Source organism: Vibrio cionasavignyae (genome assembly GCF_050337155.1).
Lineage (GTDB): Bacteria > Pseudomonadota > Gammaproteobacteria > Enterobacterales > Vibrionaceae > Vibrio > Vibrio nomapromontoriensis.
This window is the reverse complement of the sequence record NZ_JAKJSR010000012.1, coordinates 1-22,569: the sequence shown is the minus strand read 5'-3', so window position 1 is coordinate 22,569 and position 22,569 is coordinate 1. Positions and strand designations below refer to the sequence as shown.

Below are 22,569 nucleotides of genomic sequence, written 5' to 3'. Positions count from 1 at the left end.
ATATAAATATAGCACTAGGGTAATATACTAATTCATATTACCCCTAGACAACGTTAGAATTACCAATAAATGCGAAATCCCAACCGGGTAATTTTATCGTTATCATAAATAGTATCGTTAATCATATTACTGTTAAGTTTATTGCTATAGCTTAATAGGTTACCATCTTTTATACCTGCTTCTAGGGTGATTATGAACACGATTAAATTCTCAGATTTCTCAAAACTGGATATTAAAACTGGAACAATAACGGACGTAAAACGCCACTCAAACGCCGATAAATTGTACATCGTCCAAGTCGATGTCGGCAGCAAAACGCTACAAACGGTAACGAGTCTTGTGCCCTATTACGACGAAGAAGAGTTAACTGGGAAATCTGTTGTCGTGCTATGTAACCTAGAAAAAATGAAGATGCGCGGTGAAGTCTCTGAATGCATGCTACTTTGCGCTGAAACGGATGATGAATCAGAAAGTGTTCTATTAACACCAGAGCGACTAATGGGAAATGGCGTTCAAATTGTTTAAGGAAATTTGGCGGCAAGTTATCGATACAAAAGCCCCCAAGCGCTTGGAATTGGGGGCTCGAAAAAGGGTTTTATTTAATGGGACTGTTTTTCGAGTTTAAGCCACAAATCTACACGACCTGAGTGGCTGCTCTTTTTCAACACAAACACATTTTCAATATCGTCATCTATCATTCGATTTACATGACTACTCCAATTGAAAAACGCCTTCAATGGGGTAGTGATCGGATAGAGGAGTTGAAACGCCTTTAATATTAATATTCCAATCGGTTATGACGCTCATCGACAAAGGTACCAACTTCTCTTGTAAAAAGTAGTCTAATCGTGCAGAGGGTTCATCGCCACCAAACCTTCTAGCAAGTGCGTTAGTGGTTGGGTCATAGGTGTAGCCGTCTAGCTTAGGATGTAAATCTAACCAAGAATCTGTCGTTTGGTTAAATATGTGCATCATTTCTGAATGTTCCGTGGAGTGGCCGGGGACATTTAGGTCGCCCGTTATTATTAGTGGTAGGTTGCTGTACCATCCATTGATAAACGCTTCAATTTGCTTAAATTGCTCGTTTCGAACGTTTCGGTAGTCATGACTTTCAGTATCAGCTTGAGTATGACTAAATATGAAACGTACTCTGCTGCCGTTTTCTATCTCGATAATAGCGAAGATAAACCCCTTATTCGATAATGCATCTTCACCACTCGAGTCTTTAAATGCTACAAAACCATGGTTATTTTCATCTATGGGCTTAGATGACAACAAAAGTAGCCCTGACCCCATGGAAAACGGGCCGTTTTCATCGCTAATATGATGGGGGTATTTATCTTTTAGTGCTTGGATGATGGCCTTTTGGCTGGTTGTGGACCAAACCTCAGAAAGCATCACCATATCACTCTGACTAGTTCGAAGTCGTTCTATTATCCCTTCAAGTCTCGCTTTGTCATGAAAGGTTAGACTTCCAATGATTTTAGCAACGGCCGTTTTATAGAAAAGATGGGTATTGTAAGAAATGAGGTTTAAGGTTGCCATTTTTCGTATCCTTTCCGTCTTAAAAATTAGGCCCTCCATAAATGAAGGACCTAGCCTGCATTAACCAATACAATGAATGTATGGCTTACCGTCTTTACACCCTTTGCTACTCATACCAAAAAAGCAGTATTTGCTCATACAATCATCGCCACAGCATTGTTTATTGTGGCCAGACGGGATTAACCCTTTGCTCTGTGTATTTTGACGAGAGACATGTCTTGCAATTGGACTAGATTGATTTGGAAGTTTCATATTAAGTTCCTTTTATATCGGAGTGTTTACTTGCTCTTACGAGCACAGGTTTATATAAGTCACATGACTTGTATAATATTTAAAATTAACCATACATAAGGTATGTACAACTAAAACAAAAGCATTAGTAGGTAGTTCAGTATTGGCACTTCCCTTTAAACTTTACATCACCTTCTATATATTCCGCTTTAATAAGAGCGTTTTTTGTCTTTCTGCTTTGTACTAATCTAAGTATTAATTCTTCGTTATATTTAAACAGCATTTTTTCTTCGTTTACCGACGATGAACGCTCATAATAAGTAACATAACTAGACGGTGAGCTGTTCACTCTTTCTATAGCGAGCACTGCTGTTCCTAAACCGAGCCCCGTAGGCTTGCTCGACTCTACTTTTATATCAATAACACTATTATTCTCGGCGCTAACGTGGCAATTTAGTGAAGTATTCGCAGCGACATTAGACGTATTAACTAGAGATATCATTGCTATTAGCAATGTCATATAACACTTCATCGCATTAACCATTTCTGTTGGTTTTAAATTGAATCAGATTATTTAACCTAGCAGCACGTCGGCTGCATGAAGAGCAAGACTTAAACCCCATCTTACTGGTTAATTTCTGTATTGAGTCACCTAGTCCAATATCCTCAGAGATTGGTAAGCTGATATTAAGGGATGCTTTATCCCTTTGTACGGGTTGTGTCTGCTTAGGAATAGCCATGAATTCACCTTTTATCATCTCAAATAGGGAATACGAGGCAGCGTCTTATCTTACTGGGTAACTTGCTGCCTCTAACGCTGTTTTTATGGCAATGTCATACTTAACATGCACCAAAACACTCTTTCGCTACGCGTTGGCCAAGTACGGTGACTGTGGCACAAGCTCCCGTTGGAATGCCAAATTTAGTACATACATCGATGCAAGCTTTAGCCGCAGTACCCGACGGGAATGGCGTTTTTACTGGTATACACTGTTTTCCGACAACAGGAATGTCGATACACACCTTCCCTTGATTATCGATATCTGCGCTTACACACGTATCGCTTTGTGAAATGGCTCGATTGTCATTAGATGCAATAAAGTAATGTCCTGATCGGATCACTGGTGTATGTTGTTGAGGAAGCATAATTTAATCCTTTCTATTTTTGTGCTTAAAAGTAATGGCGGGACTTGTCTATCGCTTAGACCAAGAACGAACTTCACCGATTGTGACCGGAATGTCGCCACTCACATCAACGGTAAATCTAAATATTTTATTAGCAATCAATGTATTAGTAGGATTAAAGAAGCTGATTTCCACATCATAACAGTCAGAATCAGGGCGGCTAACTGGGCTCTTTTGAACGGAGATATCGTCAAGTTCAAGTTTTCCTTTGGTTGTACTTTCGATGACTTGGCTAACTTGGAATGCATTGGTCGCTGAGTAATTAAGTGCTCGTTCTTCCGGCGACATGCCCAAATTACGTAAATCGTAGTAAACGCGGCTAAGAAAATTACTCAACCCTTCATGATGCTCGTCGTATTGAGTTTGATCTGCGCCAGATTTAGTCGGTCTCTTACCAAGTACGTTATCCACTAGCGCTTTCGTCGACCAACTGTATATACCTCGCGGATTCGGTACGATTAAGGGAACAGTTTGTCCAGAAGACAGCGTGATAGAGCCGGATGTAATACCAGGAATTGATACCAGTTCAACACCTTGACTCATTTGCTCTTGTAGCGCTTCTCGAAGTTTTTCATAGCCAATATTCGCAAATGGACCAATCGGTTGAATCGCATAAATTGGGGTTACGTCTAAATTCAGAGTCCAAATGAGTGACTGTGCTTCATACGGATTCTGATCTAAATAGCTGAGTATCGCTTCTGTATCGTATGGGTTGTTTTTCCCGAATGGCATATTTTGGATGAAGGCATCCTTACGGGCTTCTGTTCCAAAATCAAAATCTATAGAACCTAAGGCATACACAAGAGAGTTTCGGTCGTTAGACGGCTCTGAAGAACACCCACAGCCAGAGGGCGTGAGTTCCGCTTCTGCCGCTGGTATCAGTTTTTCCTTATCATGAACGGTGACTGCTTTCACCTCAGAAGCACTTTTCACCTCAGAAGTGCTCTGCTCTTCCTTGGATTCTCGTTCATTTACCGAGCAAGGCTCGATAACAAGTTCTTTTGGCTGATGTGTATCCATTTCGTTAGTCATCATTTGTATTCCTTTATCAAATAGAAGTTTTAGTGTGTTGGTGAGGTTTAATGTTCCCGCTAAATACTTATCGCAATAGGAAGCCTGCTCGTGCCCTGATGTACAGCTGTCCGTGCCCGACAAAATTGCTTGTCGTACTGCTAGCGGGTTGATGGTTTGGTGTCGTTCAATTTGTAAACTAACAAGAAGCGCGGCGAAACCCGTTGTAATTGCGGTAGCAAAACTGGTTCCGGATAATCGCCCGTACTGGTTATCCGGGAAGGCACCGTTAATATCTTTCCCATAGGTCAAAATGCCATTTTTCTTATATTTGCTTCCCCAGTTACTTGAAGGCAAAGGGGTACCTTTCTCGTCAGTCGCGCCAACAGCGAGTGTGGAATCGATAGCCGCGGGGATATTTAAGCACTGACAACCGTCATTACCGACGGCCGCAATTAGGAGCACATTATTTTTTTCACAGGCCTCTAGGGCATTTTTTAGAATTGGATGGACATTCCCAGAGTTTTCCAGTTGACCACCACTTATATTGATGATGTGTGCTTTTGCTTCAATGGCTTTCATGATCGCCCTTGCCAAGTCAATCTGGCTGCAAGGTGAAACGACTCCATTGTTAAGTTGCGAGTAAATGGGAATAGAGATGCCAGTGCATTTTGGGGCCAGCCCCTTGATAGGAGTACGGTGATCGCCAAATATGACACTACATATATGTGTACCGTGTTGTGATGGTATAGCACTATTTTCAAGCGCAATGGTCGTCAATTGAGAAAGGCGGGCGGCTTTTAGGCATTCATGCTTGGTGTCAACGACACCATCAAGTACTGCAATTCTAACGTCGGGGTGGCCCGTTGTTTGTTCCCACAACTTATTTAAACTATCAATGTTATTGTTTTGTTCAGCGTGCAACATAGACTCTCTACCTAATAGTTATCGTGTATCTAAAGCTTAAAGTTGTTTATCGCTTTAAATATCGTGACTAGAAGTTAGCCTAAGTTGGTAAATAAATTTATTACCTCGTTATTACACGAGAAGGTAAGCCTGTAATAATGACTTAGTTGACAAGCACCATAATAGGCTTAAGAAGGGAGAAAGAATGACGTCTAACGGTAATCATCCTCTAAAACCGCTAACTGCCACTTTTACATCGATAACGTATTCATTTAACGGTGTAAGCAGTGAGGAACATAATTAAACCTAATTGAGTCAAATTTCTTGATGTTTAATTCAATATGCTCTGAAATTTGATTTCAAACTGGTTTTGATGATTATTGGGATGATTAGCAACTCAATGCCCTGTCATTAGGCCAAGCGTTGAACATCACTCTTAAAGGCTTTGTATGCATTACAGACCACCAGCTAAGTCTAAAAAATTACCTGTGGAGAATGATGATTTCTCTGAAGCAAGCCAGTAGATGGCTTCAGCGACCTCTTCTGGCTCTCCACCACGCTGGAGGGGTATTATACTTTTCAGCCTTTCAACCCTTTCCGGCTCTCCGCCATCAGCGTGCATTTCAGTATGAATTAGACCAGGGCGTACACAATTCACTCTAATGCCTTCAGAGGCTACCTCTAGTGATAAACCTTTTGTGAGAGTATCAATAGCGCCTTTTGACGCAGTATAATCGACATATTCATTCGGTGACCCCGAACGAGCGGCACCAGATGAAACGTTTATGATCGCACCACCCTTACCACCATGACGTGTAGACATTCGCTTTACGCCTTCCCGACTACATAAGAAATAGCTCGTTACGTTGTTCGATAAGATTGTATTAATCCTATCCGCTGTCATATCTTCAAGGCGACATTGCTGACGAAGAATACCTGCGTTGTTTACCACAACAGATACTTGCCCTAGTTCACGATCAATACGTTCAAATAACTGTACGACCTCGTGTTCATCAGAAACATCAGCTTGAACAGTGATACATTGACCACCATTAGCCGTAATTTCTAATGCTAAGTTCTCTGCTGCAAGAGCGTTGGACTTGTAATTGATACATACCGCGTAGCCATGAGCAGCAAACAACGTCGAAGTGGCTGCCCCAATTCCTCGACTACCGCCTGTAACTAAAACAACTTTTGAACGACTCATAAACTATCCCTGTATGATGAGTTAGAAGTAGCGCCCACTTACGTGGTAACTACAGCCCCACCGAACTTGATGAAACCACCGTAAACATACGATCCAACATTGATGCCAAAAGTACAAAACGTTAACTATTGACGCCATAGCCTCTTGTGAGGTTAGTCTCTTGTAATGTACTTATTAGCGCAAATATTTCTGCCAATGTTGTAGGTCTTTTTGCTCAACTTGATAGTCTGCAAAGTCACAGGAGCGGTAAAGCCTTTTCGCAACGGTATTTTCGTCATCGACTTCCAGAGTTATTTTGAGAACATCATACTCACGGCAATACTGCTCTATACCATGAAGTAGAACTTTACCTATTCCCTGACCTCGAAAGTTATCAGACACCATGAAGTCATGGATATTGATGATTTTTTAGCTCGATATGTCGAGTAAGATTCAAAGCAGACAGCAAATCCCGCAGGCTGATTTTCAGAGAAACAGAGAAAACCGTGAAAATATGGCAGTTCAAATAACCGCTTTACAGTATTGCTGTCTATTTCTATCGATAGTGTTGACGAATACTCGTCAAACAAATTTTTAAATAGTGTGTAGTGTCCGTCTTCTCTTATTTCGACATGTATAACTGAAGTGCTCAAATCTATTTCTCCATAAAGGTACATAACGTCCGCTTAAGTCGCCCGAAACGCACTACCACACTTTTTGCATGGCACCATAATCCGGATTCAATACAAACCAAAAGTGCTAAGCCCTACTTAACAAGTTAAAAACTTACTCTAAGTTACTGACTAAAATAGCAAATACGCCCACAATGCGTATAGGCGTAGAAGTGTGTGGTGGTACGCACTATTGGATAAGAACGTTAAATAAAATTGGATTCGAGAACATGCCGCGCCAATAAATCACTCGCTTAGCGCCAAAGCATCGCAGCGTGAGGCGCAGATGAAATCATTTTTGTGCAAGCCTTTGATTGAGTGGCTCCACCATGTCACGGTGACTTTGCCCCATTCCAATAAAATGGAAGGGTGATGAAACTGATCTTCCGCCAACTCTGCCACTTTATTGCTAAATGCCCACGCCAGCTTGAAGTTCTTAAACTTATACACCTTTTCAAGCTGTGGGATGCCGTCTCTTTCCATGATCTGCCAGCCAGACAACTCCAATAGTAAGGATTGTTGGTCATCTTTATTAAGCGCAATGGCATCGATGCTGCAGGCTTCGCATTTTTGTTCATTCAACATGTACAGGTTCCTTGGGTTCAAAAAGTGGGGGGAATAATCCCGCTTCGGCCGCGAGATCAGCTTGCTGTAATAGGTTTATCTGACTGATTTTAAACAGCTCAGACAGCGCCCCGATCACATAATATTTAGGCTGCATAATATCGATACGGTAAGGGGTTCTTAGGACCGTTTGTAAATCAAACTCATCGCGAATCGCCACCTTCCCTTCCAGCGCATACATGGTTTCTGCCGGAGACGAAAGAATACCGCCGCCATAGATTTTTAGCTTTTGCCCTTCTTGGACTAAGCCAAACTCAACCGTAAACCAATACAAACGCGCAAGATAAGCGCGTTGCTTGGGGGTTGCCGCCAATCCTAGTTTTCCATAATGCTCTGTGAAAGCGGCGAAATCGGTATTGGTCAACATGGCACAATGGCCAAAAATTTCATGGAAGAAATCTGGTTCTTGTAAATAATCAAACTCGTCTCGCGTTCTCAAAAAAGTCGCAACAGGAAATCGCTTGTTGGCGAGCAACTCAAAGAAACGGTCAAAATCGATCAACGCGGGAACAGGCTGTACCTGCCAACCGGTTGTTTCCTTAAGTACTTTGTTTAATTCAGGTAGCTGAGGCACCCTATCTAATGGTAGATCAAGCAGGGTCAAACCATGTAAATACGCATCGCAAGCACGGTCGTTGATGACGTTCAGTTGCCTTGTCACCAAGTCGTGCCAAATGGCGTCTTCTTCGAGGCTCCACTTAACCCATCCCTCTTGGCTCACAGGCTTTGAATGATATTGAGTCATTGCACACCTCCTTACGAATGTCTTCTTTTAAGCCTATCTCCACTCGCGATAAGCGCCAATTTGCGCCATTTTTCGAAACCAGCTTTCATGTAACATTTTGTTTACACAGCTCTGTTTGGTGCTAATTTTGCTGATCTTTTGACTTTGTAAAGCCTAAATACCAGACTGAAAACGTTAACTTTTTGTTAAAGGAAAAGAATGCACGATCCCAATAAGCCAATTTGGCAACCAAGCGACCAACGCATAGCGCAAGCCAACGTCACCCGATTTATGGATAGCCTCAATCAGCAAGGCGTACTTGAGCGAAAGTTACAAAACTACACGACGCTTCATCAATGGTCTGTGGAACAGCCCGAGTCGTTTTGGCAGAACGTATGGCAGTTTTGTGGCATGGTTGGCTCGCAAGGCGACAGCGTTAAGGCACAAGATAGCGGTATTAAAGAACTAGGTTATCGAATTAAAGAACCAAGTTACCGAGTTGAAGAACCAAGCTATCGAGTTAAAATGCAAGGCGAAAGCCGCTGGCAGCAGCCAACATCTCATCGTGACGCCGTTTGGTTCCCAGACGCGCAAATTAACTATGCAGAAAACTTGCTGGATTCAGCAAAGGCGTTGCCAAACGAGCTTGCGATTTGGTTTGAGAATGAGCGTGGCGAGCAACAGAGCTACACTTGGCAAACCCTATGTGAGGAAGTCTCTAGCGTTCAACAATGGCTCATAGATTGTGGTGTGCAACCCGGCGATGTGGTTGCAGCCTACACCCCTTATCTGCCGCAGACCGTAATCGCAATGCTTGCCACCACCAGCTTAGGAGCAATTTGGACCTCCACCTCGCCGGACTTTGGCGTAGAGAGTGTGATTGAACGATTTGGCCAAGTGAAACCCAAGGTTCTGTTCACCTGCGATGGCTACACCTTCAATGGCAAGACGTTCGATATGACAAACAAAAACCACAACGTCATTGAGCACCTAAATGGGCTAAAACAGGTATGCCCGATTAGCTATTTGAAACAAAGCGGCTACTTAAAACAGAACCCGCATTTGAATCAGAGTAGTCAGTTGCATCATAGTAGTGAGTTGAATCAGCACCGCATTGAGCCGGATGTATCAACCCAAAGCTGGCAAGACATCATCAATCATTATCCACCACAACCTTTGTGTTTTACTCGTGTAAATTTCAACAGCCCACTGTTTGTTTTGTACTCTTCTGGCACCACGGGCAAGCCCAAATGCATTGTGCATTCCGTTGGTGGCACCACCATCAACCACCTGAAAGAGCATCAGCTTCATTGCGACATTAAGCCGAAAGATCGCGTGTTCTACTACACCACGTGTGGGTGGATGATGTGGAACTGGCACGTCTCTGCGCTCGCGAGCGGCGCCTGTTTGGTGATTTTTGATGGTAGCCCGGTTTATCCGCAACCTAATGTTCTGTGGGATTTAGCGCAGCGCGCTGAAGTATCGACATTTGGCACCTCAGCCAAGTACTTAGAAGCGATTGAGAAAGCAGAACTTTCTCCCGTCAAGAGTCACTCTCTTCCTCAGTTAAGAACACTCTGCTCGACAGGTTCGGTGCTCTACCCAGAACAGTTTGATTACGTCTACAAGCACATCAAGCAAGATCTGCATTTAGCGTCTATTTCCGGCGGTACGGATATTTGTGGCTGCTTTGTATTGGGTAACCCTATCTCCGCTGTTTATCGAGGAGAATGCCAGCAGGCGGGGCTTGGAGTCGATATCAAGGTGTTCAATTCATCGGGTCAAGAAGTCAATCAAGAACGTGGCGAGTTGGTGTGCACCAATTCCCTTCCCAACTTCCCTGTCGGCTTTTGGAATGACACTGGCGAACGTTATCACCGCACTTACTGGGACAAATTCGACAATGTCTGGCACCACGGTGACGAAGTTGAGCAAACTAGCCGTGGTGGCTACCGGTTCTACGGACGAGGTGACACTACCCTAAACCCCGGAGGCGTAAGAATTGGTACCGCCGAGATCTATCAGCAGGTGAATACCATCGAGGGCGTCGTTGATTCCATCGCCGTAGGGAAAGACATCGACCGCAATGAGCAAATATGGCTGTTTGTTCAACTGCAACAAGACATGGTTTTGAGTGACGAATTACTGGCAACCATCAAGAACAAACTCAAATCTGCTTGTTCACCGAGGCACGTTCCAAGCCAAATATTTGCTATCAGCGATGTGCCTAAAACACGCTCTGGTAAGCTGGTGGAGTTGGCAGTGAAACAGATTATCAATGGCAACAACGTAGAAAACCTCGGTGCGATCGCTAACGCCGAGGTTCTAGAAGAGATAAAACGAGTTATTGCGCCTTGATGCTCCTCGCTTACAGAAATAGCTCGACGTAGGCAGAAATCTCTCTTATCTATCCTTTTGCTTTCGCTTATCCGTTTGCATCCGTTTATCCTTGTGCATCTGCTTGGTTCTCAGGCATAGCGTCAATAAAAGCGGGCAACTGATTACACGCGTCTACAATCGAGTTAATCAATGGATACGGCGACATATCAACAGCAAAGCGCAGCGCGTTATAGACTTGCGGCACCAAGCAGATATCAACAATGCATGGCGAATCCGTCAGACTATAAACCGAATCACCGTGTGTTTTTCGGTACTTCGCTAACTTCTCCTCTAGCGCACTGAATCCTTGATGAACCCAATAATGAATCCAATCCATTTTCGCCTCTTGTTCGCACGCCAACACCCTCTCCAAATACTGCTGCACACGCAAGTTGTTGAGAGGGTGAATTTCTATCGCAATATCCTGAGCCATTGCCAAAGCTTGATAGCGCAATGGCGTCTGATCAGGAATAAGTAAGACGTCAGGGTAAGTTTCATCTAGATATTGAAGAATCACTAACGACTGATTGAGCCGAACCTTACCATCCAGCAGCACGGGCACAAGTTCACTGGCGTTAATCTCACGATATTGTGGGTCATGTTGCTCGCCACCATTGCGCACCAAGTGCACCGATATAGACTCGTAGTTGAGCTGCTTTAGATTCAACCCAATACGCACCCGATAGGCTGCGGACGAACGCCAATAGCCATAGAGTGTCATGCTATCGTTCATAAAGGCCCTCATTCATAATCCCTCTCTTTGTAGCCTTAGTTCTCTAGCTATCCGATTATCGTTCTTGATATTGGCTAACTTTTTGGTCAATCGCGCCAAAAATAGAGTCCCCCGCCGCATCGAACATTTCTAAACGAATCGAGTCACCAAACGCCATAAACTGGGTTGATGGCTTGCCATCTCGGATAGTTTCAATCATGCGCACTTCGGCAATGCATGAATAGCCCACGCCACCTTCAGCAATTGAAGTGCCGTGATCCGTGCCTTGTTTATTCGACACCGTGCCTGAGCCTATGATTGCGCCCGCCGACAATGGACGCGTCTTCGCAGCATGCACGACTAGCTCTGCAAAATTGAAGGTCATATCGACGCCCGCATTCGGGCAACCAAAAGGCTTGTCGTTGTAGGTCGATATCAGTGGTAAATGCACCTTGCTGCCTCGCCACTGTTCACCAAGCTCATCAGGTGTCACCGCAACCGGAGAGAACGCCGAAGAAGGCTTGGACTGGAAGAAGCCAAAGCCCTTTGCCAGCTCAGCAGGGATCAACCCGCGCAGCGATACATCATTCACCAACATCAACAAGCGAATTGAATCTTGTGCCTGTTTGGCACTCGCGCCCATCGGCACGTCACCGGTTACTATCGCAACCTCACCCTCGAAATCGATGCCCCATTCGTCGTTGGCAAATTCGATATTGTCACAAGGGCCTATAAACGCATCTGAGCCACCTTGATACATTAATGGATCAACCCAGAAGCTTTTTGGCATTTCAGCACCACGTGCTTTACGCACCAGCTCAACGTGATTTACATAGGCACTGCCGTCTGCCCATTGATAAGCGCGCGGCAAAGGCGACTCACAAGACTGAGAGACAAAGACTTCACTGCCTGTCACTTGCCCGTTGTTTAACGAGGTGTATAACTCTTGTAACTGAGAAGCCACGCGATCCCAGTTATCCAATGCCACCTGCATGGTGGGCGCAAGGTGCATCGCGTGGAAGATGTCGGTGGCCGCCACACACTGTTTGAGATCTTTACTCACGACCATCAATAGACCATCGCGAGTCCCATTTTTCTTGGTTGCTAATTTCATTCTGCTCCCTTACTTCTTATCGCTCTCGGCCTTTTGCAAGCTCGTCTCTTGCCCATTCTTTTCTTGCCAGCTATAGACATATTCTTTGTTCTCAACGCTATCGAGTTCATCAGAGAACTGCAGTGCATGGCGAGTGTCGATCATCACCGCCACTTCATCGGTAAACGTCTTCTTGTGCGCCAGACCCGCCTTGAAGGCTTTTGGGTGAGGCCCATGCGTAAACCCAGCCGGATGGAAGGTCACCATGCCCGCTTCAATGTTGTCGCGGCTGAAGAAGTCCCCAGCGTGGTAGAACAGCACTTCATCGTAGTCATCATTGTTGTGATAAAACGGCACTTTCAATGCACCAGGATCGCTCTCAATCGGGCGAGGCACAAAAGTGCACACCACAAACCCTGCGCCCACAAACGTGGTATGTGCGGAAGGGGGCAAGTGATAACGATGTGACATCAGCGGCCTGATATCACGCCAGTTCACTTTCACTACCGCTAAGTCGCCATGCCAACCAATCGCGTCCAGTGGGTTGAACGGATACGTGATCACGCTGACTTTGTCGTGGCGTTTCACCTGAACCTGAGTCTGGCTTTCAGAATACTGAGCGCGGAACTTGTCATTAATCGAAGGGATATCGAGAACGGCCGGATCAAACACCGCGTGATGACCGACCATGCCTTTTTCTGGCAAGGAATACGCCGCATCGGTATTCTCAATCATCAAGATAAACATCGGCTCACTTGGCTCCAAACGCCAATTGGTCGAGCGCGGGATCATCACATAATCCCCTTCACTCACCTCTAAATGGCCATAATCGCAATAGAGTTCAGCACTGCCTTGGTGAATGAACAGCAGTTCATCCCCATCGGAATTGCGCACCAAAAACTCCATTTTCTCATCCATTCGCCACACGCGAATTTTGCAGTCCGCATTGTGCAAAAGTTGAGGTACGGCCCAAGGCGTTATCTGGCTGGCTTTTTCAACTAAGGTAAAATCAAACGCGCGAGGGCGTAAGTTGCCCTCCCACTCAGACCAACCGGTAGGAGCATGTTGGTGATGAAAGTGCGCCGCAGGACCAAAGAAACCACTCCGCCCCGCTTCCCTTTCATAAATTGCCTCTTCGGGAAAGTCGGCGTGCGCTTGTTTAGAGCACACCCCCTCCCGATGAGGAAACGAGATCCATTTATGCATCGTCTAATACTCCTCGACGAATCTGGTCCTCTTCAATCGATTCAAACAGCGCCTTGAAGTTACCTTCGCCAAAGCCTTCATTGCCTTTACGCTGAATAATTTCAAAGAACACCGGTCCGATTACCGTTTGCGTGAAAATCTGCAGCAAGATGCCGTCTTTGGTCGGTGCACCATCAATAAGAACGCGTAAATCACGAAGCTGATTGGTGTCTTCACCGTGGCCTTTCACACGTTCGTCGACTTTCTCGTAGTAGGTGTCTGGAGTTGGCATAAAATCCATACCGCGATCACGCAGGGTTTTCACCGTTTTGTAGATGTCATCCGTGGCCAACGCTATATGTTGGATACCTTCGCCGTTGTATTCGCGGATGAACTCTTCGATCTGTGATTTGTCGTCTGAAGACTCATTGATTGGGATGCGGATCTTGCCACAAGGTGACGTCATAGCGCGGCTTACAAGGCCTGTCAGTTTGCCTTCAATATCGAAGTAGCGAATCTCACGGAAATTGCCTATACGCTCATAAAATCCAGACCACACATCCATGTTGCCTTGCTCAACGTTGTGCGTGAGGTGGTCGATCTCAAACAAACCAACATCGGCTTTCGCCATGCGCACTTTGGCATCATCATAAAATCGGAAGTCGACGTCGTAAATGCTCTGCTTGCCATAGCGATCGACAAAATAGAGCAAGCTTTCACCAATACCGTAAATGGCAGGAATGCTCAGCTCCATCGGCCCTATTTCTGTTTTGTACTCTTCACCGCCACCCTTGAACGCTTGCGCCATTGCCGCCGTGGCTTCATGAACACGAAAAGCCATACCACAGACCGATGGCCCATGTACCTTGGCGAACGCTGCCGCTTGGCTGTGTGGTTGTTCATTAACAATAAAGTTGATGTCACCTTGTCGATACAGCCAAGCCTCTTTTGAGCGATGCTTGGCGATCTCAGCAAAACCAAGTGACACAAACAGCGCTTTAAGTTGCTCAATTCCCTTGTGGTCAACGGCCGTGTATTCAACAAACTCGAATCCATCCGTACCCAGCGGGTTGTAGGTATCCACCATGAACTTTCTCCCTGTATCTTTTGGTTTTATGTTACGTCGTTTAATGTTGTGTTTTTTGCCCTTAATTAAATTTGGTCCACAAGCTGAGATAATGAAATGCATGGAAGAAAATGGGGGTTCACGGTAAAAACCCGCTCACTTGTAAAATAATTGTTACACAGGTACAAATAAAGCAGGAAAGTGAGTGCTATCAATGGATTGAGAGATGGTGGGGTGATTTACAACTGAACACGAGATGTGAATGAATTGTTACAGGCAAGCTTTTGTTAGCGAAGGCATAACTTAGAAAAAAGCATCGATGACAAAAAAGCCACGGTAATTTGGAAAACCTGATTTGAGCGCCTAAAGCACACCAACCCAAATTGATGCCAAAAGCACCAAACATTACTATTCGACTTGAAGCACTCGTTAGGTAAATTAGTACAGCGCACCGTTGATTTTTCGAAGCGCTATGCCCTTCAACTGCTCACTAGTTGCCATTCGCATATTGACCGCAGTTCTTTCAATAGAACATCTCTTCGTTGAAACATAGTGAGTAATACAGCCACAAGAGTTGCAATGATGAAACGCCACTTCTCGGTCACCCCAAATATAAGGCGTTGTTCCTTGTGCCCCGGTATTTATGGTTACGTCACACGGTGAGAAATAGCCCCACAAAGCGGCATACCTTCGGCAGATAGAACAATCACACTCGGTAATTTCCGTAGGCTTTTGCACTATTGTTAACTTCACATTTCCGCAATGACAACTTACTTCCATAGTGTCTGTACCCTCGTTTGTTTAACGCCAGATTAAGTAGTGAGTGACGCGTCCGCTTAACCTAAACCTTTACAGCATAAACACGAAACCCAACCTAGAACTTGAATAGTCAAGCGTTGGGAGTCCGCCTTAAACGCCTTCTATATTCACATTGGTTAAATAATACGTCCACATTTTTGGCATTCGGCTTTTCTATCTTTTAAAGTTTGCGAAAAGTTTGATTTCCCACAAAAGTCGCAGAATTTTGCGCCACGTATATTCATAAATGTAATTAGCGAAACAATTGGGACGATTACAATCAGAAATTGCAGTGTGAAATGTCCCATCATATTAGCACCGAACAAAAATAAAACACTCGCGATAACGGAGAATATTGGATAATACTTCCTCTTAAACCGAGCATTTTTATTGACATAGAACAACACATAGCCGACGAGTACAAATGCAACCCAAACGCTAAAAGCTACTTGTACTTTTTCATCCATATTCACCCCCTCTCTTGCACATAACACCTTACTATGTAGCACCTACGATTAACTACCAAACGCACATTACTTCAAACCAAAATCGCCGAATTCTAGGTATCAACTTGCATAACCTATTAGACAGTTTTCCTTACCAACCATTGAGGTCTAAAATATAGAAAAGCAGCCAAAACTAATAATATTAAGTGTGGGAATGCGACACCTAACTTGAAGAAAACATCTACAAAACTACTGTCTTTTTTGGTTTGTGTCCAAGAGCGATCAATCTTAAAAAGTTCACAAGTCGCTGCAATATTTAGCTCTTTTTCAGAAAGTCGGGGGGCAAATTCAACGCAATGTTCAATGGCTTTCATCCTCGGGTAGTAACTAACTTGGTATTCCTTAAACTTAGCGTCCATTACATAAAAGCTTAATGTACTAACTACACACATCAAAAGAATCGACTTGTTAGCTTGTTGAAAGGAATAACCAATAATCGCAAGTCCGACAGTAATAGACCAACCTTTAATCATCATCAAATAGCCATCATATTGGCTAATGATATCTACTAATTTGAAGTACTCTGCAGAAAGATTTTCCACGACCATTCTCCTATAAAGTCTTCAAGTTTAGACGTTAAATATTGTCTGAGACAGCTAGCATGCTATTTAGATATAAGTAGTGCAATGCATAGTGAAAATACAACGTGTTACGAACCTGCTTGAATTGCTTGTTATGCGTAATTATTGACGTACTTTGCCATTGCTGTTTCCGAGACAGACAAACCGTCGATTCTATATTGATCTTTAAACTCACCTACAACATTGAACCCTGCTTTTAGGTAGAGGTTCTTTGCCGGAAAATTCTCTGACAATACACAAAGATCAAGCCAGTCAATTTCAGCTTTTTCTTGGCAGAAATTAATAACAGCATCAATGAGTCTTTGACCAAGACCTTGCTTCCGGCAAGAAACATCTACGCCCATACCAAGTAGAACTCTATGAGAACGGCTTTCATTACTGTGGTGGCGAAGATCAATGTGACCTTTAATACTTCCAGAAATGTCTTTTACAACCCACAGCTTTCTCCAACCTAATTCTCCAAACTGATGAGAAAAACCTTGGATAAACTTATCTTTTGTTGCTTCTGGAATTGCACTTTGCGCGCTGGACATTGGCTGGAAAAGAGGAACTTCTCCATTACCATTTTCAGACAGCTGATTTTCAAGATACACAAAGAATGAATCTAAATCCGATTTTTCCGCTTCTACTACTTCCATCTAATACTCAGTACTCCATCGGTTACGCATAACACCCAGCTAAGTAGTGAATGACGCCCCACCGAACCAAATTTAAACACCGTAATCACACAACCAATAATTAACGCTAAAAGTGCCACGCGTACGAGTCCAATTGAAGCGTTTGTTATATGCGTGTTTGAGTAAACAAGATTATCAGCTCATCACTATCGTACAAACGTTCTTCCGAATTTTGCATACCTAATTTTCTAAGTAGCCTTCCTGAGGCTAAGTTTCCAGCAACCACAACACCATAAACTTCAGAGATAACACCCGTATCTAAAGCGAAATTTAAAGCAGCTTTTGCGGCTTCGAAAGCATAACCCTTGTTTTGATATTCAGGTAATAACGCATACCTAATATCAGAAAATTTCGAATCTGGAATTAGCTCTACGCCAGCATACCCAATCTTTTGAGATGGTTTATCCTTTAGCACGACAACAAAAGTCCCATAGCCTTTTGACCAATGCCCAACTTTACTTGGCACGTAATTTTGTATGTACTCTAGACTAAAAGGTTTTCCGCCTGGCAAGTACTTTGTTACTTCAGCACTAGTGAGAAGTTTCGTATAAATATCAGTATCTTTTTCAGTGACGGGACTCAGTCTTAACCTTTCAGTTTCAATCATCGAACTTTCCCCTTCCTCAAAGCATATAGCGCTAAGCTAAGTTGCAGCTAACGCAACACCTAACCAGCGTAAACACCAAACTAAGCCAAACCGAAAATGCCACGCGTCCACATGAGTAGTTTGTATGCCTTTTTAACTTGCATACCAAGCAAGTGCTATTTCTTACTTTCCTTGTTCTGCAAATATTCTTCGTACTTGTAAGAAACCCATTGATGAATATGAAACCCAGTTTTACGAACAAGATACCAATCGATAGCCGCTAAAATTACTAGACCAATTATCGTTCCCATTAGAAACCCTCCATAAACATCGATGTGTAACTCAACCAAGTTGTTAATAACAACTTTTAACCAAAACATACTATTGGTGCGAGTGCTTGTAGTACCTTCCTATAAGTCTACAAATCCCTGAGGCATAGACATAATGAACCCCACGAAGTGCTAGCCTCCAATATCGTGGGTTAGCTGAAAGCCAGAGCCAAAATTAGTGTGTTCAAACAACTAAACATGGAGGAGAGCATGAATAACGATAGCATAATTTTCATTGGCTTAGATACACACAAGCCCTTTATCCTGGTCGCAGTTTTACAAGGTCATCGTGGTGCCAAACCGTTTGGAACTGAAAATGCACACGTTGGCTGTTTGCTTAAATTTCTTGTTATATGCGAACTATTCAGCTCGCTCAGAAACAAAATCATTCAGCTCAGACACTGTTTTTATGATGTAGACTTTTTTGCTGCTAGAGTATTCCACTAATTTAGAAGTAAATTCATCGTTCCAGAACTTAGGGCTTAGTTTGAGCATTTTATAGCTATTTAGAGTGCCTTTTAGAACTGAACTTCCCTCAGGCCACCCCTCAGGCTTAACAAAGAGCCCTTTAAGAAAACGCTTAGTAACAAACCAATAGCTCACTGAGTAAGGTAGGTCGATATAAACGAGAGTATCTGCCACCGCTATACGTTCATTAAAAGAACGTATAGGACCAAGTCCATCAATGAGCCATGACTCTGACCAAAGAATATCATTGTGAACAGAGTCAAATTTTTCTCGTTCTACAAATTCACCCGTTGGTTTGTAAACCATTGAATCTAGCTGATGAAGCGGTAAGCCGCTCATTTGTGCTAATGCTTTGCTTACTGTTGATTTTCCACTACCTGGCTTTCCAAAAACAGCTACCTTTTTCATTTTAAATCCCTCCAAGAGACTAGTTCCCAAAAGGTAGAAAAAGAAAACCCACCTTCTAGGGTGGGGTCGACTTATCCAAAGTACACAAAAATCCCACCATTCCTAAGGAATGATGATAATTCGATTGTTAAATTGCATTTGGCTAAATTTCATACAACCACTTTTATACAAATACACTCAGTTGTCAATTTGTCTTTGCGTAGGAGTGAATCGACCGCAAAAGCATATGACGCTAAGCTAAATTGCAGCTAACGCAATATCGCACTTAACCTAACCACCGTAATCACTAAACTTGCTGAAACCAAAATTGCCACGCGTTGGTTGTCGGCTTAAAGCGTTTGTTAGTTGCCCTTGCCCAACTCCAGTGCTAACATTTGTACACACGTCAATTTAGGAGTTAATCATGGACACTAGAATTCAATTTCGTGTTGATGACGAAATTAAACGCTTAGCTCAGCAAATGGCTGAGAGCCAAGGACGCACACTTAGCGATGCTTGCCGCGAACTTACTGAGCAAATGGCTGAACAACAACGCAAAGCATTATCTCACGACGCTTGGTTAACTGAACAAGTAAACCTAGCATTTGAGAAGTTTGACTCAGGAAAAGCTTCATTTGTTGACCATGACTCAGCAAAAGCACGAATGGCTGAAAGAAAAGCAAAGATTCGTAGCCGAGGGCAACAATGATTTTATGGGAAGAAGAATCGCTAAATGATCGTGAGAAGATCTTTGAGTTTCTTTATGACTTCAACCCTGATGCGGCAGACAAAAATGACGAAATAATTGAAGCTAAAGTAGAAAATTTACTTGAACAACCACTTATGGGTGTTCAACGTGATGGTATTCGAGGACGATTGCTAATTATCCCAGAAATCTCTATGATCGTTTCCTACTGGGTTGATGGCTCAACAATTCGTGTAATGCGAGTTCTACACCAGAAGCAAAAATTTCCTACCGACTGATTATAGTCGGTGGGCAAACTAACGCCTGCTTAAGCTGCAACCAACGCAATGCGGTGCCAAAGCAAAACACCTTAATCACTAAACTTACTAAAACCGAAAATGCCACGCATTGGTTGTCGGCTTGAAGCGTTTGTTATAACACAGTTTTACACATCATCTTCGGATAAAATTTGACGGCAATTACGAACTGTTAGTACACGAATTTCGTGGCTTAAGCTGTAGATAATACGATAGTGACCAAAGATGATTTCACGATAGTTTGTGTGGGGTATTTCAGGAACATACCGTCCCATTTCAGGCATACTTCCAAGTAGTTCCGTTTTGTCAAAAGCTTCGTTTACCCACTTTTCTGCCGCACGTGGATTATCCAAAGAAATAAACTCCGCTGCATCACCTAGCTTCTGAAGCGCTAATGGAGACCAGACTACTTTCATTTCTTAATGCGCCCCAATACTTGAGCACGCGCATCACCGTTGGAAACACCAAGACCAGAAGCTAATTGAGCTTCTGCTGTGCGCATTTCTTCCAGTAATTCGATTTTCTCTTGCATTGCTTCATACTCAGCAACATCGAGAACAACTGCTACACCTTTACCGCGCTGCGTAATAACCAATGGACGACGTGTCTCATTGATTTGTTTGATGTAAGAAGCTACACCTGCACGAAACTCAGATAATGGCTGAATATCTTGATCGAAATGAATACGACTCATATTGAACTCCAAATGGTACAAAATAACGTACAAATATTAGTTCAAATAGTCGTTTGGAGCAAGAAGTTGATTCTGTGTTATAACGCCTTGTTAAGTAGCAGCTAACTACCACTACCCCCAAACAAAGCCACCATAATCACTGAACTCAACCAAACGAAAATCGCCAACTGTTAGCTGTCTGCTTGAGCAATTTGTATGGATAATAAGCATTCCAACCGGGTAAGGTGAGACCCAGACTTTAGCTGCAACTAAAGTTCTTCTATTTGGTAGTTCGATTGAGCAATGGCTCCTCTATCGAGAGACCGATAACAAGTATGAACACCAAATAGAACTCCAAGCATCACACTCGAATAGTCTTCTGGGTCTCGAGCCCGCATTTGCAAGCAAGAGTTAGCTTATTATGAATACAAACACACTTCAAAACATTAATGTCGGCGTTGATACCGGCAAGTCACAATTAGATATTTATATTCGTCCTCTCGACATCTACTTCTCTGTACCCAATACAGAAAAAGGCGTCAAAGAAGCCGTCAAAACCATCTCTAAACATCAACCTCAGCGCGTCGTCATCGAAGCAACGGGCCGATTGGAAATGCCCTTCATCCTAGCTTGTGACAAAGCCAAACTTCCTTATATCATTGCTAACCCTTTACGTATAAAAAGGTTCGCTGGCGCTATCGGACAAAGAGCTAAGAATGACCGTTTAGATGCCGCTCTTATCGCTCATTATGCTGAAAAAGTTCAACCAGAACTGACTAAGTTAAAGAGCGAAAACATACGACTAATGAGTGACTTAGTTATCAGGCGCAATCAATTACTCTCTATRCAAACCATGGAAAGAAACCGACTTCAGATATTACCTAAAAACATCGCCTCGACCATTACTCCCATTTTAACTGCGCTCAAAAATCAAATAGAAAAGGTCGAAGCTAAAATTGCAAAACTTATCGACACTACTCCCGAATATCAGGCTAAAAACGAGCTACTTCAAAGCATGCCTGGTGTGGGGAAAATATTGGCAGCATCTATCATTAGCAACGTCCCTGAGCTGGGCTACATTACCAACAAACAAGCCTCCAGTCTTATCGGCGTTGCCCMTGTGGTTAGGGAAAGTGGCCGCTACAAAGGCAAGCGAGTAATACAAGGTGGACGGGCTCAAGTTCGGACCGTCATGTACATGGCAATGATGTCCGCCATACAATGTAACCCTACTTTCAAAGCAACTTATGAACGATTACTTGCCGTCGGTAAACCTAAAAAAGTAGCTATAGTTGCCTGTATGAGAAAGATGGTTGTGATCCTCAATTCTATGCTGAGAGACGGTGTTATGTGGGACAAGAGCAGCGCCAAAAATCAACTATTGACGCCATAGTCTCTTGTTATATGCCATCTTTTYGCATATACTTTATACGCACTAAAAATGCGCACAGGAGAGGCACAATGCAGMACACATATAGTACCCACGCCCCAAAAAAGGCAACAAACCTTAGTTTAAACAGTGAATTACTAAGCGAGGCAAAACGCCTAAACATCAACCTTTCTGCAACTATGGAAAAAGCACTAGAAAAAGAAGTTAGACTGCAGTTAAAGGCTGAATGGCTAGAACAAAACGCTGAAGCCATCGAAGCGTGTAACGACCTAACTGAGAAACACGGACTATTTTCTGATTCATACCGAGTATTCTAATGTCACAATTTTCGCTTTATAAAAACAACGATAAAAGCACTGCTACAGCCTACCCATACTTTGTGGATGTCCAAAGTGAGTTGCTAGATACATTAAATACTCGCTTGGTAATCCCATTAACACCGCTCGGACTATTTGAGAAAAAAACGCCAACTCATTTATGCCCAACAATTCATATAGATGAAGGTGAGTTTGTGGTTCTCACTCATCAGATGGCAAGTATACCGTCCAAGATACTAACTGAACCAGTTAACGAACTAAGCACATTTAGGAACGAGATTATCGCTGCCGTAGACTTCTTGATTACTGGCATATAACGCCTTGTTAAGCAGCAGCT

The 22,569-nt window shown here is 43.3% G+C and carries 29 protein-coding genes; 7 read left to right on the top strand and 22 right to left on the bottom strand.

Annotated elements, in window-relative coordinates; all coding sequences use genetic code 11:
* Nucleotides 1-192: 192 nt before the first annotated feature.
* Nucleotides 193-525, top strand: coding sequence for a tRNA-binding protein (locus L4D74_RS07980; protein WP_428751606.1), 333 nt, complete (start codon nucleotides 193-195; stop codon nucleotides 523-525).
* A 186-nt stretch (nucleotides 526-711) separates the two neighbouring features.
* On the opposite strand, the gene L4D74_RS07975 is transcribed toward L4D74_RS07980, so the two are convergent.
* The 9 genes from L4D74_RS07975 to phhA all read right to left on the bottom strand — a co-directional run bounded on the left by L4D74_RS07975 (nucleotide 712) and on the right by phhA (nucleotide 8,104).
* A complete protein-coding gene (locus L4D74_RS07975) occupies nucleotides 712-1,545 on the bottom strand; it encodes an endonuclease/exonuclease/phosphatase family protein (protein ID WP_428751605.1) in 834 nt (277 codons plus the stop codon).
* 60 nt (nucleotides 1,546-1,605) lie between these two features.
* Nucleotides 1,606-1,797, bottom strand: coding sequence for a hypothetical protein (locus L4D74_RS07970; RefSeq protein WP_428751604.1), 192 nt, complete (start codon nucleotides 1,795-1,797; stop codon nucleotides 1,606-1,608).
* 515 nt (nucleotides 1,798-2,312) lie between these two features.
* Nucleotides 2,313-2,516: a hypothetical protein gene (locus L4D74_RS07965; protein WP_265673272.1), complete on the bottom strand. Its 204-nt coding sequence runs from the start codon at nucleotides 2,514-2,516 to the stop codon at nucleotides 2,313-2,315.
* Between the two features lie 100 nt (nucleotides 2,517-2,616).
* Nucleotides 2,617-2,922 (bottom strand): hypothetical protein, encoded by a 306-nt coding sequence (locus L4D74_RS07960; protein WP_428751603.1) that lies wholly within the window; start codon nucleotides 2,920-2,922, stop codon nucleotides 2,617-2,619.
* 48 nt (nucleotides 2,923-2,970) lie between these two features.
* Nucleotides 2,971-4,899 (bottom strand): PatA/PatG family cyanobactin maturation protease, encoded by a 1,929-nt coding sequence (locus L4D74_RS07955; RefSeq protein ID WP_428751602.1) that lies wholly within the window; start codon nucleotides 4,897-4,899, stop codon nucleotides 2,971-2,973.
* A gap of 433 nt (nucleotides 4,900-5,332) precedes the next feature.
* Nucleotides 5,333-6,085 (bottom strand): SDR family oxidoreductase, encoded by a 753-nt coding sequence (locus L4D74_RS07950; protein ID WP_428751601.1) that lies wholly within the window; start codon nucleotides 6,083-6,085, stop codon nucleotides 5,333-5,335.
* A 174-nt stretch (nucleotides 6,086-6,259) separates the two neighbouring features.
* A complete protein-coding gene (locus L4D74_RS07945; RefSeq protein ID WP_428751600.1) occupies nucleotides 6,260-6,469 on the bottom strand; it encodes a GNAT family N-acetyltransferase in 210 nt (69 codons plus the stop codon).
* A gap of 512 nt (nucleotides 6,470-6,981) precedes the next feature.
* A complete protein-coding gene (locus L4D74_RS07940) occupies nucleotides 6,982-7,320 on the bottom strand; it encodes a 4a-hydroxytetrahydrobiopterin dehydratase (RefSeq protein ID WP_428751599.1) in 339 nt (112 codons plus the stop codon).
* On the bottom strand, nucleotides 7,310-8,104 hold the full coding sequence (gene phhA / locus L4D74_RS07935; protein ID WP_428751598.1) for a phenylalanine 4-monooxygenase: 795 nt from the start codon (nucleotides 8,102-8,104) through the stop codon (nucleotides 7,310-7,312). Before phhA ends, L4D74_RS07940 begins: the two co-directional genes overlap by 11 nt.
* 198 nt (nucleotides 8,105-8,302) lie before the next feature.
* Here phhA and L4D74_RS07930 point away from each other — a divergent pair, with 198 nt between their 5' ends.
* Entirely contained in the window at nucleotides 8,303-10,441 is a 2,139-nt protein-coding gene (locus L4D74_RS07930; protein WP_428751597.1) for an acetoacetate--CoA ligase, read from the top strand.
* An 85-nt stretch (nucleotides 10,442-10,526) separates the two neighbouring features.
* Here the strand turns inward: L4D74_RS07930 and maiA are convergent, their stop codons facing one another.
* From maiA to L4D74_RS07880, 11 genes are all read right to left on the bottom strand, one after another.
* Entirely contained in the window at nucleotides 10,527-11,195 is a 669-nt protein-coding gene (gene maiA, locus L4D74_RS07925) for a maleylacetoacetate isomerase (RefSeq protein ID WP_428751596.1), read from the bottom strand.
* A gap of 55 nt (nucleotides 11,196-11,250) precedes the next feature.
* Entirely contained in the window at nucleotides 11,251-12,288 is a 1,038-nt protein-coding gene (locus L4D74_RS07920) for a fumarylacetoacetate hydrolase family protein (RefSeq protein ID WP_428751595.1), read from the bottom strand.
* Nucleotides 12,289-12,297: 9 nt separating this feature from the next.
* Nucleotides 12,298-13,473, bottom strand: a complete 1,176-nt coding sequence (locus L4D74_RS07915) for a homogentisate 1,2-dioxygenase (protein WP_428751593.1) — start codon at nucleotides 13,471-13,473, stop codon at nucleotides 12,298-12,300.
* A complete protein-coding gene (gene hppD / locus L4D74_RS07910) occupies nucleotides 13,466-14,539 on the bottom strand; it encodes a 4-hydroxyphenylpyruvate dioxygenase (RefSeq protein WP_428751592.1) in 1,074 nt (357 codons plus the stop codon). The genes L4D74_RS07915 and hppD overlap by 8 nt, the downstream gene beginning before the upstream one ends.
* Nucleotides 14,540-14,956: 417 nt before the next feature.
* Entirely contained in the window at nucleotides 14,957-15,298 is a 342-nt protein-coding gene (locus L4D74_RS25185; RefSeq protein ID WP_489686467.1) for a GFA family protein, read from the bottom strand.
* A gap of 155 nt (nucleotides 15,299-15,453) precedes the next feature.
* Nucleotides 15,454-15,783 (bottom strand): hypothetical protein, encoded by a 330-nt coding sequence (locus tag L4D74_RS07905; RefSeq protein ID WP_428751591.1) that lies wholly within the window; start codon nucleotides 15,781-15,783, stop codon nucleotides 15,454-15,456.
* Between the two features lie 116 nt (nucleotides 15,784-15,899).
* Nucleotides 15,900-16,364 (bottom strand): hypothetical protein, encoded by a 465-nt coding sequence (locus L4D74_RS07900; RefSeq protein ID WP_428751590.1) that lies wholly within the window; start codon nucleotides 16,362-16,364, stop codon nucleotides 15,900-15,902.
* A gap of 131 nt (nucleotides 16,365-16,495) precedes the next feature.
* The gene (locus L4D74_RS07895) at nucleotides 16,496-17,041 is read right to left on the bottom strand and encodes a GNAT family N-acetyltransferase (RefSeq protein ID WP_428751589.1); all 546 of its coding nucleotides are present in this window, start codon (nucleotides 17,039-17,041) and stop codon (nucleotides 16,496-16,498) included.
* 145 nt (nucleotides 17,042-17,186) lie between these two features.
* The gene (locus L4D74_RS07890; protein WP_428751588.1) at nucleotides 17,187-17,687 is read right to left on the bottom strand and encodes a GNAT family N-acetyltransferase; all 501 of its coding nucleotides are present in this window, start codon (nucleotides 17,685-17,687) and stop codon (nucleotides 17,187-17,189) included.
* 155 nt (nucleotides 17,688-17,842) lie between these two features.
* The gene (locus L4D74_RS07885) at nucleotides 17,843-17,977 is read right to left on the bottom strand and encodes a hypothetical protein (protein ID WP_428751587.1); all 135 of its coding nucleotides are present in this window, start codon (nucleotides 17,975-17,977) and stop codon (nucleotides 17,843-17,845) included.
* Nucleotides 17,978-18,355: 378 nt separating this feature from the next.
* Nucleotides 18,356-18,871, bottom strand: coding sequence for a P-loop NTPase family protein (locus tag L4D74_RS07880; protein WP_428751586.1), 516 nt, complete (start codon nucleotides 18,869-18,871; stop codon nucleotides 18,356-18,358).
* A 403-nt stretch (nucleotides 18,872-19,274) separates the two neighbouring features.
* Between L4D74_RS07880 and L4D74_RS07875 the strand changes: the two genes are divergently transcribed.
* Together L4D74_RS07875 and L4D74_RS07870 are read left to right on the top strand one after the other, a co-directional pair.
* Nucleotides 19,275-19,559: a type II toxin-antitoxin system RelB/DinJ family antitoxin gene (locus L4D74_RS07875; protein WP_006710667.1), complete on the top strand. Its 285-nt coding sequence runs from the start codon at nucleotides 19,275-19,277 to the stop codon at nucleotides 19,557-19,559.
* Complete coding sequence (locus tag L4D74_RS07870; protein WP_428751584.1) at nucleotides 19,556-19,834, top strand: type II toxin-antitoxin system RelE/ParE family toxin; 279 nt, start codon at nucleotides 19,556-19,558, stop codon at nucleotides 19,832-19,834. The genes L4D74_RS07875 and L4D74_RS07870 overlap by 4 nt, the downstream gene beginning before the upstream one ends.
* A 146-nt stretch (nucleotides 19,835-19,980) precedes the next feature.
* Here L4D74_RS07870 and L4D74_RS07865 read toward each other — a convergent pair whose 3' ends face one another.
* Complete coding sequence (locus L4D74_RS07865; protein ID WP_428751583.1) at nucleotides 19,981-20,268, bottom strand: type II toxin-antitoxin system RelE/ParE family toxin; 288 nt, start codon at nucleotides 20,266-20,268, stop codon at nucleotides 19,981-19,983.
* Nucleotides 20,265-20,546 carry a type II toxin-antitoxin system Phd/YefM family antitoxin gene (locus L4D74_RS07860; RefSeq protein ID WP_428751582.1) on the bottom strand — a complete coding sequence of 94 codons (282 nt, stop codon included), beginning with the start codon at nucleotides 20,544-20,546 and terminating at the stop codon, nucleotides 20,265-20,267. The genes L4D74_RS07865 and L4D74_RS07860 overlap by 4 nt, the downstream gene beginning before the upstream one ends.
* A 400-nt stretch (nucleotides 20,547-20,946) precedes the next feature.
* On the opposite strand from L4D74_RS07860, the gene L4D74_RS07855 reads away from it, so the two are divergent.
* The 3 genes from L4D74_RS07855 to L4D74_RS07845 all read left to right on the top strand — a co-directional run bounded on the left by L4D74_RS07855 (nucleotide 20,947) and on the right by L4D74_RS07845 (nucleotide 22,549).
* Entirely contained in the window at nucleotides 20,947-21,918 is a 972-nt protein-coding gene (locus L4D74_RS07855) for an IS110 family RNA-guided transposase (RefSeq protein ID WP_428751581.1), read from the top strand.
* A 68-nt stretch (nucleotides 21,919-21,986) separates the two neighbouring features.
* On the top strand, nucleotides 21,987-22,232 hold the full coding sequence (locus L4D74_RS07850; protein WP_428751580.1) for a type II toxin-antitoxin system CcdA family antitoxin: 246 nt from the start codon (nucleotides 21,987-21,989) through the stop codon (nucleotides 22,230-22,232).
* Entirely contained in the window at nucleotides 22,232-22,549 is a 318-nt protein-coding gene (locus L4D74_RS07845) for a CcdB family protein (RefSeq protein WP_428751579.1), read from the top strand. The genes L4D74_RS07850 and L4D74_RS07845 overlap by 1 nt, the downstream gene beginning before the upstream one ends.
* The last annotated feature ends 20 nt before the right edge of the window (nucleotides 22,550-22,569 follow it).